The following is a 12,214-nucleotide window of genomic DNA, read 5'->3' as shown; positions in this document are numbered from 1 at the left end:
CTGTGAAAATCATCATGACACTCCAGATGACCGATGGATAGTGCTCACTTCTGCTGCAGCATCACGTCTTGGCCCGGACGCATCTCGCCGCGCGCCATCGCGTCGCAGTGCGCGAGGTGCAGAGGCGCCACCGGATCGTCCGGCAGCAACTCCTGACACCGGGTGAACGCTCGGTGGGCACCCTCGACCTCGCCGGAGTCGAACAGGGTGAACGCCTCGTCGTAGACGGCCTGAGCGGCGCGCTTGGCAGATCTCACGGGGTCCGGATCATCGTCGTACACCTCGAAAATGGTCACCGGGCGGCGTCGGTTGACCACCATGACGCGCTCCATCCGGCGGATGTCGAAGCGATCCGAATCTGTCAGCCGCGCCTGCGTTGCATCGGACATCAGCACAGCGGATCCATAACGCTTCGTGAGGCTCTCGATGCGTGCCGCGAGATTCACCGCGTCACCGATCACCGTCAGAACCATGCGGTTCACGCCGCCGACCAATCCGACACCGACCATGCCGGTGTTGATTCCGATCCCCACTCGGAGCTCCTCTGAGCCCCGCGCCGCGCGTTCCTCGTTGTGTTCGCGCAACGCGCGCAGCATCGCCAGACCGGCCCGGAGAGCGTCGGATGGTGATTCGAAGATCGCGAGGATCTCGTCACCGCGGACGTCTTGGACCAAACCGTTGCAGCTGACGATGGGCAGCTCCACAGCGCGCAAAAAACCCATCGCGAGGTCGCCTGCCTCGTTGATGTCCATGTCCTCGAGCATCGTGGTGTAGCCGCGGATGTCGCTGATGAGCACGGTCATCTCCCGCTCGACCCGATGACCCGCGCGCACGCGGCGCAGATCGTCGATGTCGAGGATGCGCAGAACCTCATTGGGGACGAATCGGGATTGGGCATCGATGAGCGACTGCCGGTATTCGTCGGCTGCCCGGAGCGCAGCCTCCAACTGGAGGTTCCACAGCGGTGCGGCGGCTTGAGCGCACAGGAAGGCGAGCGCCTCTCGTTCACCTGTGGTGAAGCGGTCGCCGGTCCTCTCGTGCTCGGCGTAGATGACGCCGACCAGGTTGCCGTGCAGTCGAATCGGCACGGCCAGCGCTCGATCCGACGCGTCAGATGCCTGTGGATCGTTGCTGCGAGCCGCCCGGTTGACGAGCTCGGCGTCCGACGGTTCGGCGCCAACCCCGGTGCGGACGCGGCCGTCGCGATACCACGCCCGCACCACGAGCGCCTCTGCCGGACCGGTCAGCAGGAGCACTGTGCCCGCACCCGTCGTGTCGGCCACCGACTGTAGAATGATGCGGTTGACGTCCTCTTCGGTTCCGGCTCCGGACAAGGCTCTCAGAAGTTGGTGTGCGACAACGGGGTCGACACCGGCTGTCGTCGATCGCACCAGCTCGCGGCCCAGCAGCCACGGATGTTTGCGGGCGAGCCAGTCCGTCCTGACAGTGAGCCCGAGGCTTACCCACGTCTGGTACGCAGAGTGCAGCATGTGGTCCCGGAAGGTCGTACGGCCAGTCTCGGCGTAGACGTCTGCCGCCTCCTCGTGGGCACGTGCGCTGATCATCGGCAGGTTGTGGTCCTGAGCGAGCTGGATGGCTTGATGCAGATGCCGTTCGGCGGCGTCGTACTTCCCGCGCGTCCGTGCCCACGCCCCCTCGACGAGAGCGTGTGCCGCAGCGTGGTTCTCCGGAGCCCCATCGGCAGCCTTGCGGTACATCGCCAGCGTCCGACGCACGAAGTGTGCGGTGGACCGACCCCGTGGGTTCTCGGCCATCATGCTCAGCGCGCCGATCATGTGCACGAGTGGAGCGATGACTGAGCCGACCATCCCGTCAGGGTGCGCCATGATCTCTTCGGTCGCCTCGACGGCGCCGGCGTGGTCGCCCGACCAGAAGTGCAGGCCCTGGCGGTTGATCGCCGCATTGTTGAGAATCACCTGCTCGCCCTCGCGTTCGGCCGCCGGCAGGACTTCGCGTTCGTCGTAACCGCTCTCACCGGCGAGCAACAGGACGTCATCGGACCGGCCCATCAGATTCAGGGCCATCTGCTGCATCGCCTGCAGGAGCCTTTTGGGCACGGGTAGCGAACGCACGTCGGGAATCAGCGAGCGGGCCAGCATGTCGATGTCACCCAACGGCGTGCCCGCCCAGAACGCCTGCGAGAGAAGCGTTGCGGCGAGGAATCCCGCGATTTCCTGGTCGCCCTGATCCAGAGCCGCCGTGACTGCCTCGCGCAGGTCCCCCAATCCGCTGCGCACCGGATGACGCCAGTGCCGGACGAAGCAGTAGTAGAGAAAGGTGGTCTCGGGAACTGCGGCTCGGTACTGCGGCCGCTGGGTGAGTGCCATCCCGGCTTCGCCGAACCGTTGCGCACCCACGGTGTCGCCCAGGATCACCAGCAGCAGAGCGTAATTGGCGAGTACGCGAGGAGATGACCGGGTGTGCCCGTGAGCGAGCATGAGTCCCAATTGCTTTCGGACCAGCAGCGGGAAGAGATTGGGCCGCACGTTGTACGACTCGTGGCAGAGGGTGACCGCCATGCGTTGCTTCTCCACCACGAGGGGATCGTCACACCGTGGCAAGGCCAACAGTTTCGCGTTGCTCCACCGGCTCATCGCCCACCGCATACGCAACACGGCATTGGCCATCCGGGGCTTGCCTGCGTCGGTGGGAATGGGCTCACCGAACTCGGACAGCGCGCGCAGCCCGGCGTCCATCGCCTCCTGTGGACGGTCCACCGCGAAGAGGCTCTTGACCCGCAAATAGGCCAGCCGCAGGTGGTCGGACGGCTCGGGCAGGTGCGGGGCGGCCTCGTCGAGCAGCGCGTGCAGCCCGGTGTAGTCACCCACCAGCAAGGCCGCGTCGGCGGCATTGAGGTACAGCTCGCGGGTAGTGGCGAAGTGCGCGGTCCACCGATCGGCGCCGAGCAGCTCCAGACCGGCTCGGCAGTAGGTGAGCGCCAGAGGGAACGAGGCCTGCGCGCGCGCTCGAGCGGCGGCGCGTCCGAGCACGTCGGTGAACGTCAGCCGCTCCTCGTCGTTCTCGGGAAGGCTCAACCCCCCGATACCGAGATGGCGGGCGGCCTCGAACAACCGTGCATCGCCGAGGCCGGTCAGCCGGCGGCCGAGACGCAGGTGCGCCGCCCGCCGATCGTCGTCCGACATCCCGGCGCGGGCGGTCTCGGCCACCCGATCGTGGCAGAAGCGGTACCGGGCATCGCGGCGTATCGCGTTGCCGATTCGGCGACCGTGCTCGTCCAGCGCCTCGATCACCCGCAGTTCCATGCTCGACCACAGCGCGCGCGACACCACCTCGGCGGGCTGTCCGGCCGCCGCGATCGCGTCGGAGAGATCGAACTCGCCGCCGATGAACGCCAGGGCACCGAGAACGGCCCTGTCCATCGGACGCAGCAGTCGCAGATGGTTGCCCAGGAACTCGGCCTCCGTTGCCGACACCTCGATCGACGCCAACACGCGCAGGTCCCACCCCGGCCGTCGACCGTCATCGGGCGGGATCAGGGCCCCGTCGTGTTGCGCGCGGTGCAGGAGCTGGCGAATCTGCAGCGGGTTGCCCCCGGTGCGGTGGTGGAACTCGGCGGCGACGTCGGCGAGTTCCGCGCCATCACCGGCCGCGGCGGCGAGCATTTCTTCGGTCTCGGTGACGCTCATCAGCGACAGGTCCACGATCGTGGCCGACGCGAAGTCCGCCTCAGCGTCGAACTCGCCCGTGCGATGGGTGCCGACGACGAGAACGTTGCGCGGCGCCACCGCCAGCAACTCCACGAGCAACAGCAGCGAATCTCGGTCGGCCCACTGCAGGTCGTCGACCGCCAACACCACGGTGCGGTACCGCGCGGTCACCGACACCAGTTGGATGGCCGCGCGGTGCAGGCGATGGCGTGCGTCGGCCGCATCGACATCGGGCACAGGTGCGGCCGGTCCGAGCGAGGCGGTCAGGCCGGGAACGAGTTCGGCGAGGACTCCGGGCAACGACGTCGAGACTTGCGTCAGGCTGGTCCGCCACCGGTCCCGTTCGGCGGCCGGCATCGCCTCCATGTTCTCTGCCAGCTGTTTCAGGGCATCGCCGAGTGCACTGTAGGGGGACGGCGCGCCCTCGCGGCAGCGACCGTAGGCGAAAATGCAGTCACGCGAGGCGACTTCGTCGCCGAAGGCCTGCAAGACCGTCGACTTGCCGACTCCGGGGGCGCCCCGCAGCAGGACGCAGGTGCCGCCGCGGCGCTCCGCATCTTCGACAGCGTCGCGCAACTCGGCGAGTTCGCGCCGTCTGCCGACGACGCGACCGTCGATGTCGAGCAACGGAACGTCCACGGTGCCGCGCCTCCTTGTCTGCGCAACCGGTTGCCTCATGCTATTGACACAGTCTCTGCATCGCAGGCCGATATGGTGCGCGTATGAGCGAGATCGACAAGACGAAGATGTACTCCGACACCGCGGCACTCGACGACTTCAACCGAAAGATCGTCGAGGAGTTCCGCGCCAACGGTGGCACGGTCGGTGGTCCGTTCGCAGGTGGCACGCTGCTGTTGCTGCACACCGTCGGCGCGAAGTCGGGGCAGCCGCGGCTCTCCCCGCTGGCGTATCTGACGATCGACGAGAAGATGATCATCGTCGGCTCGTATGCCGGGGCGCCCAAAAACCCGGCGTGGGTGCACAACCTGCGGGCCAATCCGCGGGCTCGGATCGAGGTCGGCACCGAGACGCGGGACGTGGTCGCGCGGGAGCTGCCCGCCGACGAGCGTGACGCCATGTGGCCGAAGGTCGTCGAGTACTCCGAGGTGTTCGCCGGCTATCAGGCGAACACGTCGCGGACGATCCCGCTGTTCGAGCTGACGCGCCCTTAATCGACGCCGGGCAGCACACCCGCCGGCGTCCTCGTGAGCATTCTGGTGATCGCTTCGGCGAATTGCTCGCGCACGGGTGCACCGGACACCACCAGTCCGACCATGCTGAGCGAGCAGTGCGTGTGGCCGCGGGCTCGGATGTGGTCGACGGGAACGCCGGCCGCCGCCAGCGCCGCGGCGTAGGACTCGCCCTCGTCCCGCAGGACGTCGAATTCGTTGGTGACGAGGACCGCGGGCGGCAGACCGCGCAGGTCCGCCGCGCGCAGCGGCGCGATCCGCGGGTCGCACCGGTCCGGCGGGTCGCAGTACTGGTCGAAGAACCACCGCATCAGCGAGGCGTCCAGGTCGTAACCGGAACCGCACTCGGCATAGGACGTGCGGTTCGTGTCGGTGTCGGTCACCGGTGCGATGAGCGCCTGTCCCACGAGGGACGGTCCACCGGAGTCCCGCGCCACCTGGGTGACCACTGCCGCGAGACCCGCGCCCGCACTCCACCCGCTCACCACGATGCGTGTCGGGTCGCCACCGAGGTCTGCAGCGTGGTCGGCCACCCACGAGGCGGCGGCGACGGCGTCGTCGACGGCAGCCGGGAATCGGTCTTCGGGGGCGTGCCGGTAGTCCGCCGACACGACGACCGCCCCGGTGCGGACGCAGAGATCGCGGCACAGACCGTCGTCGGACGTCGAGTCGCCGAGCACCCACCCCCCGCCGTGGAAGTAGAGGACGACCGGGTGCGGGCCGGCGGACTGCGGTCGGTACAGGCGGTAGGCCATGTTCCCGGCCGGCCCCGGATACACGCCGTCGACGACGTCGGCCACCGCCGGGCCCGGGGGATACGTCGCGATGATCGCGCCCAACGTGGCGCGGGCGTCAGGCGGTGACATCGACTCCAACGGCGGCAAATCCATCAGTGCCATCTGCTCGAGAACCATGTGGACGTCGGGCTGCAATCGGCGGATCACCCCGTCGCGACATCTCTGCCCGGACGGCCCGGTGCGGCGGAAGCCCAGCAGATCCCCGGCGAGCATCTCGTCACACGCCGCTCGGTAGAAGTCGACTCCCGCGGTGTATGGCATGAACACCGATGGCTTGCCGGGGATGTTCGCGCCGCGATACCACGAGTCGGCCTGCGGGAAGAGCGTGATGGAGGCGCAGTCGTCGACATGCTGCATCCACCCCGCGACCGCCGTCTCGGTGGGCTCGATGGTGTGAAACCCGTTGCTGCCCAATCCCGTGACGAGCTCGGTGACCAGATCGACGTGCTGCTCGATGGAGACCGCCATGTTCGACAGCACGGACGGGCTGCCCGGACCGGTGACGAGGAACAGGTTCGGGAATCCGGCCACGGTGAGTCCGAGGTAGGTCTGGGGGCCGTGCGCCCATGCCTGCCGCAGTGTCAGATCGTCGCGACCGACGATGTCGACGGACAGGACGGCGCCGGTGACGGCGTCGAAGCCGGTGGCGAAGACGATCGCGTCGACGTCGAAAGACTGGCGCTCGGTGGCGATTCCCGAAGCCGTCACCGAACGCAGGGGGTCGCGGCGCAGGTCGACGAGTCGGACGTTGTCGCGGTTGAAGGTGGCGTGGTAGTCGGTGTCGAGGCAGACGCGTTTGGCGCCGATGGGGTACCCGGTCGGGCACAGCGCCTCCGCGGTCTCCGGGTCGTCGACCGCGGCCCTGATCTTCGTCCGGAAGAACTCGGCGAGTTCACGGTTGGCTCCAGGATCCGACATCACGTCGGAGTAGACGTTGAGCAGCTCCAGCAATTCGCCGATTTCCCAGGCTCTTTCGTAGCGCTGGCGCCGTTGCTCCTCGGATGCGGTGAAGGTGGGAGTCATCGTGCGCTCGATGGGGACACCGCCGAACGACAGCCGGCCGGCCGCGCGGTAGGCGGCCTCGTCGCGGACCTGCTCGAGCTTGGCCGGCGCCAGTGGTCCGTTATGGGCGGGCAGCGAGAAGTTCGGGGTGCGTTGGAAGACGACGAGCTCGCGTGCCTGTCGGGCGATGTGCGGAATGCACTGGATGCCAGACGATCCCGTGCCGATGACGGCGACGCGCTGCCCTGTGAAGTCGACCGGGTCGCGCGGCCAGCGGCTGGTGTGGTAGGTCGCTCCGGCGAAGCGTCCGATGCCGGGGATGTCAGGATCTTTCGGGATGGACAGGCATCCGGTCGCCATCACCAGGTGCCGGCACGTCGTGATCTGCGAGCCCGTCTGGACATGCCACACGGACTGCCGCTCGTCCCAGCGGGCCGCATCGACACGGGTGTCGAACACGATGTCGCGACGCAGGTCGAACTTGTCGGCGACGTGGTCGAGATAGCGCAGGATCTCCGGCTGGGTGGCGTACTTCTCCGACCACTGCCAGTCGCGCTGCCAGTCCGGGTCGAACGTGAACATGTAGTCCACGCTCGGGATGTCCACTCGGGCGCCCGGATAGCGGTTCCAGTGCCAGGTGCCGCCGATGTCGTCACCGGCCTCGAACACCCGCACGGTCAATCCTGCAGACCGAAAGCGATGGACAGCGTAGAGCCCGGCGATGCCTGCGCCCACCACCACGATGTCGACAACGGGCGAAACGCTCCCGGTCATCACCCCATCGTCCGCCGCCGTCACGGGAAATGAAATGGTTTCGCGCGAATTCGAGCTCGTCCGGGAATAGATCGTCCGCCCAGCGGGTCGTGACCCGGTGTGAGTGACACAGAAGAATTCAACTCAGAAGAACTGGTCAACAACGCTGACGCGCTGAACCAGATGAACCGGCAGGTCGTCGAGGAGTTCCGCGCCAACGGCGGCAAGGTCGGTGGACCGTTCGAGGGGTCGCCCATCGTGCTGCTGACCACGACGGGCGCGAAGTCGGGGCAGCCGCGGCTGTCCCCGTTGGTGTATTTCGAGATCGACGGCCGCATCCTGATCGCCGGCTCGATGGGTGGAGCGCCGAAGGCGCCGGCGTGGGTGCACAACCTGCGCGCTCACCCGTCGGTCCACGTCGAGATCGGCGAGGAGTCCTACGACGCGACGGCCAGGGAGCTGCCGCGCGAGGAGCGCGACGCGCTGTACCCGCGCGTCGTCGAGAAGGCGCCCCAGTTCGGCGAATACCAGGCCAAGACGAGCCGGGTGATTCCGCTGTTCGAGCTCACGAGGTGACCTTGGCGGCCAACGCCGCCAGCTTCTCGTCGAGTGCCTCGGCGGCAGCACGCAATTCCGCGTCGGACTCGACCAGCATCAGCGACGACGGTCTGACATAGGTGAGGCTGCTGCCGCCGTCTTCGTCGAGAATCAGCACCTCGACCGGAACGAACAGACCGGCCGTCTGGTCGTGGCGCAGCATCGTGATCGCGATCAACGGGTTGCCGAGGATCACCCGCAGGACCTTGCGCTCGACACCGGCCTTGGTGATCCACGCGCCGTGATCGAGTGCAGAGAACAGCATGAAACCGCTGGGGCCGACATAGGGTTCCACGCGATCCCGATAGGCCTGCCAATCGCCGCCCGCGGCACCGATCTCGGTGATCGGCACCGGCTGCTCGCCGATGTCGGCGAGCAGCGCGGCGACAAGGTCGTCGTGACTCTTGGCGCTGTCGTAGCGCACCCGGACTCCCTCGAAGCGAGTCTCGGTCGGCATGTCAGAGCCGCTCGATGATCGTGGCGTTCGCCATGCCGCCGCCCTCGCACATCGTCTGTAGGGCGTAGCGACCCCCGCGCTGCTCCAGGGCGTTGACGAGCGTGGTCATGATGCGCGCGCCACTGGCGCCCAGCGGGTGTCCGATTGCGATCGCACCGCCGTTGACGTTGGTGCGAGACAGGTCGGCACCGGTGTCGCGGGCCCACGCCAGCACCACGGGCGCGAACGCCTCGTTGACCTCGAACAGGTCGATGTCGGCGAGCGACAGGCCCGAGCGCGCCAGCACCTTCTCGGTCGCGGGGATCACGCCGGTCAACATGTACAGCGGGTCGGAGCCCACCGCGACCGTGGTGTGGATGCGCGCCAGCGGGGTCAGGCCGAGGCGGCGCGCGGCCGCCCCGCTGGTGATCATCACCGCGGCGCTGCCGTCGGAGAGCGGTGAGCTGTTGCCGGGCGTGATGTGCCAGCCGATCTGCGGGAAGCGCGCCCCGATCGCCTCGTTGTAGAACGCCGGCCGCAACCCGGCCAGCGTCTCGACCGTCGTGTCGGGCCGGACAATCTCGTCGTGGGTCAAGCCGGCGATCGGCGCGAGTTCGGCGTCGAACAGACCGTCCTTGGCGGCGCGCGCCGCCTTCTGATGGCTCTCGGCGGAGAACTCGTCGAGCTCGGTGCGCGACAGGTTCCACTTCGCCGCGATCAGCTCGGCGCTGATGCCCTGCGCCACGAGGCCGTCGGGGTAGCGCTGCGCCATGCCGTCGCCGAACGGGCTGCTGCCCGGCAGCACCGCCGCACCCATCGGCACCCGACTCATCGACTCGACGCCGGCGGCGATCACGATGTCGTAGGCACCCGCCAGTACTCCTTGGGCGGCGAAGCTGATGGCCTGCTGGCTGCTACCGCACTGGCGGTCGACCGTCGTGCCAGGGACGGACTCGGGAAATCCCGCGCCCAGCAGCGCGTTGCGGGCGATGTTGAGCGCCTGGTCGCCGGCCTGGGTGACCGCGCCTGCGATGACGTCGTCGATCTCGACCGGATCGACGCCGGTGCGGCTGACGACCTCGCGCAGGCTGTGGGCCAGCAGATCGGCGGGGAGGACCTCGTGCAGCGCGCCGGTGGCCTTACCCTTGCCGACGGGTGTGCGCACCGCGCCGACGATGACGGCATCGCGATCTGAGTATTCGGACATGGGTCCTCCTGGAGACTCGACTCTGAGTACTGCTCTCTATACTCAGATGTAACACCTGAGTTCACCGACAACAACCCAGCAGGGGAGTGATCTGTATGACAGTGCTGCAAGGGCCGCTGGCCGACCGCGACGCGTGGTCGGCCATCGGCAAGTGCCCGATCGAGAAGACGATGGGCCTGGTCGGCACCAAGTCGGCGATGTTGATCATGCGCGAGGCCTTCTACGGCACCACCCGGTTCGACGACTTCGCCCGCAGGGTCGGCATCACCAAGGCGGCCACCTCGGCCCGGCTCTCCGAATTGGTCGATGCCGGCCTGCTGGCCAAGCAGCCCTACCGCGAACCGGGTCAGCGGGTACGCGACGAGTACGTGCTTACCGACGCCGGTACAGAGTTCATGCCGGTGGTGTGGGCGATGTTCGAGTGGGGTCGCAAACATCTCGGCGACCCGGCGCTGCGCCTGCGGCACCTGGGGTGCGGGGCGCAGGCGGGGGTCGAGATCGTCTGCGAGAAGGGGCATGTGGTGCCCCCCGATGAGCTGGCCCTGACGGTCAGGTGAGGTAGACCTTGCGCAGCCGCTCGGTCACGGTCCAGGTGGTCCGTGATCCCTCGGCCAGCCGCACCACATCACCGGGGACCAGCGTCAACGGCGCTGTGCCGTCGGCGAATTCGACGGTGGCCCGGCCGGTGAGCACGACGAAGATCTCGTCGCTCTCGACGTCGGTCATGATGCCCTCGGTCATCTCCCAGATGCCGACCTCGACCTCGCCGAGGGTGCCGAGCTCGACGCTGCCGGTCTGCGGCCGCCCGGCCACACTCTGGTCGGCGGGCACGTCGACGAGCTCCACCGGGACGTGCGCCGCGCGCAGCACGCCGTTGGGTTCCAACGCGGTCACCGCAGGGCCCGCCGGTACTCCTTGGCCGCGGCCATCAGTTCTTCCACCCGCGACGTCTCGGCGGGATTGGTGAACACCCCGTCCTTCTTGAAGTAGGTGCCCACGACGGCGCCGTCGGCGATGGCGAGCTGGCTCCCGACGTTGTTGGCGCGCACGCCGGTGTTGACGAACACCGGCACGTCGCCCGCGGCGTCCTTGACCACCTTGAGAGCCTCGGTGTCGGTCGGGGAGCCGGCCGTGGCTCCCGACACGCAGATCGCATCCGGCAGTGTGGCGAACACCGTGGTGCGGGTGATCGCGGCGAGATCTCGGTCTGCCAGGTACTGCGCCGATTCCGGGACGATGTTGAACAGCAACTTCACCCCGGCGCCGCCGACGCGGGCCCGATGGCGGGCCACCTCACCGACGTTGGTGTTCCACAGGCCGAAGTCGCTGGCGTAGACGCCGGTGAAGATCTCCCGCACGAATGATGCCCCGGTGGCGACGGCGAGATCGATCGATGCGCGCCCGTCCCACAGCACGTTCACGCCGTACGGCACGGTGATGTCGGGAAGCAGCTCGCCGATGATGCGCGCCATCGTGATCGCGGTGATCGGTTCGGTCTTGGTCAGGTACGGCAGGCTGAACTCGTTGCTGATCATGATCCCGTCGACCCCGCCGCTCTGCAGCGCGTCGAGTTCGGTGCGGGCCCGCTCGAGCACCGCGGCGATGCCGCCGGCCGAGTCGTAGCCGGGGTCCCCGGGCAGTGCGGACAGGTGCAGCATGGCGATGACGGGCTTGGTGACGCCGAAGACCTCGTCGAGCCAGGTGGTGGTCACGTGAAGTGCCTTTCTGTTGTGCAGATGACGAAGAGAGGGGGCGGTCGGCGCCTAGTCCATGTAGGCGCCGCCGTTGACGGCCAACGCCTCCCCGGTGATGAACCGGGCGTCGTCGGAGAGCAGGAACGCGACCGCGCGCGCGACATCCTCGGGTTGCTCGAGGCGCCCCAGCGGGGTGTCGGCGAGCATCATGTCGCGCACGCCGTCTGGGGTGGTGCCGCGCAGATGCGCCTCCCACTCCAATTCTCTTGACTGCATGGGTGTCTCGACGTATCCCGGGCAGACGCAGTTGACGGTGATGCCGTGCTCGCCGAGTTCGTAGGCCATCGCCTGGGTGAGGCCGACGACGCCGAACTTCGAGGCGACGTAGTCCGACAGGTACGGCACGCGGCCCTGCTTGCCCGCCATCGAGGCGGTGTTGACGATCGCACCGGCCACCCCGCTGCGCACCATCTCCCGCGCCGCGGCCTGGCCGCAGACGAACACGCCCTTGAGGTTCACCGCCATCGTCTGCTCGTAGCGCTCGACGGGTGCGTCGAGGAAGCGATGCATGAACGAGATGCCGGCGTTGCTCACCCAGGCGTGCAGGCCGAGGCGTTCGGCGACGTCGGCGGCCAGCGCGGACGCGGCGGCTGCATCGGTGACGTCGAGAGTGGCCGACTCGTGTCCGGCCTCGGTGTCGGGCAGTGCGCGCGCCACAGCAGCGGCGGCATCGGCGTCCACATCGGTGACGATCACCCGCCAGTCCCGCTGGGCGAGTTCACGGGCGATCGCGCGGCCGATGCCCGAGCCGGCGCCGGTCACCACGACGGTTCTGCTCATCAGGTGTTG

The 12,214-nt window shown here is 68.0% G+C and carries 10 protein-coding genes; 3 read left to right on the top strand and 7 right to left on the bottom strand.

Annotated features, from left to right (window positions below; all coding sequences use genetic code 11):
• Positions 1–44 precede the first annotated feature (44 nt).
• Positions 45–4,316, bottom strand: a complete 4,272-nt coding sequence (locus ACZYYX_RS21035; RefSeq protein WP_463817163.1) for an AAA family ATPase — start codon at positions 4,314–4,316, stop codon at positions 45–47.
• Positions 4,317–4,411: 95 nt separating this feature from the next.
• Between ACZYYX_RS21035 and ACZYYX_RS21030 the strand changes: the two genes are divergently transcribed.
• Positions 4,412–4,861, top strand: coding sequence for a nitroreductase family deazaflavin-dependent oxidoreductase (locus ACZYYX_RS21030; RefSeq protein WP_463816570.1), 450 nt, complete (start codon positions 4,412–4,414; stop codon positions 4,859–4,861).
• On the opposite strand, the gene ACZYYX_RS21025 is transcribed toward ACZYYX_RS21030, so the two are convergent.
• Positions 4,858–7,452, bottom strand: coding sequence for a flavin-containing monooxygenase (locus ACZYYX_RS21025; protein ID WP_463816569.1), 2,595 nt, complete (start codon positions 7,450–7,452; stop codon positions 4,858–4,860). The genes ACZYYX_RS21030 and ACZYYX_RS21025 overlap by 4 nt on opposite strands.
• A 162-nt stretch (positions 7,453–7,614) precedes the next feature.
• On the opposite strand from ACZYYX_RS21025, the gene ACZYYX_RS21020 reads away from it, so the two are divergent.
• Positions 7,615–8,007 carry a nitroreductase family deazaflavin-dependent oxidoreductase gene (locus tag ACZYYX_RS21020; RefSeq protein WP_463817162.1) on the top strand — a complete coding sequence of 131 codons (393 nt, stop codon included), beginning with the start codon at positions 7,615–7,617 and terminating at the stop codon, positions 8,005–8,007.
• Here the strand turns inward: ACZYYX_RS21020 and ACZYYX_RS21015 are convergent.
• Together ACZYYX_RS21015 and ACZYYX_RS21010 are read right to left on the bottom strand one after the other, a co-directional pair.
• A complete protein-coding gene (locus tag ACZYYX_RS21015) occupies positions 7,997–8,485 on the bottom strand; it encodes a DUF302 domain-containing protein (protein ID WP_463816568.1) in 489 nt (162 codons plus the stop codon). The genes ACZYYX_RS21020 and ACZYYX_RS21015 overlap by 11 nt on opposite strands.
• A 1-nt stretch (position 8,486) precedes the next feature.
• The gene (locus ACZYYX_RS21010; RefSeq protein WP_463816567.1) at positions 8,487–9,671 is read right to left on the bottom strand and encodes a thiolase family protein; all 1,185 of its coding nucleotides are present in this window, start codon (positions 9,669–9,671) and stop codon (positions 8,487–8,489) included.
• A 95-nt stretch (positions 9,672–9,766) separates the two neighbouring features.
• Between ACZYYX_RS21010 and ACZYYX_RS21005 the strand changes: the two genes are divergently transcribed.
• A complete protein-coding gene (locus tag ACZYYX_RS21005) occupies positions 9,767–10,228 on the top strand; it encodes a winged helix-turn-helix transcriptional regulator (RefSeq protein ID WP_463816566.1) in 462 nt (153 codons plus the stop codon).
• On the opposite strand, the gene ACZYYX_RS21000 is transcribed toward ACZYYX_RS21005, so the two are convergent.
• The 3 genes from ACZYYX_RS21000 to ACZYYX_RS20990 are packed head-to-tail and all read right to left on the bottom strand — an operon-like array spanning position 10,221 to position 12,205.
• Positions 10,221–10,565, bottom strand: coding sequence for a cupin domain-containing protein (locus ACZYYX_RS21000; protein ID WP_463816565.1), 345 nt, complete (start codon positions 10,563–10,565; stop codon positions 10,221–10,223). The two genes, ACZYYX_RS21005 and ACZYYX_RS21000, sit on opposite strands and share 8 nt — an antisense overlap.
• A complete protein-coding gene (locus ACZYYX_RS20995; protein ID WP_463816564.1) occupies positions 10,562–11,383 on the bottom strand; it encodes a BtpA/SgcQ family protein in 822 nt (273 codons plus the stop codon). The genes ACZYYX_RS21000 and ACZYYX_RS20995 overlap by 4 nt, the downstream gene beginning before the upstream one ends.
• A 51-nt stretch (positions 11,384–11,434) precedes the next feature.
• On the bottom strand, positions 11,435–12,205 hold the full coding sequence (locus tag ACZYYX_RS20990) for an SDR family NAD(P)-dependent oxidoreductase (protein ID WP_463816563.1): 771 nt from the start codon (positions 12,203–12,205) through the stop codon (positions 11,435–11,437).
• Positions 12,206–12,214 lie beyond the last annotated feature (9 nt).

The sequence above is a fragment of the Mycobacterium sp. IDUB_1 genome (assembly GCF_055419625.1).
This window is presented reverse-complemented; position numbering and strand designations above follow the sequence as displayed.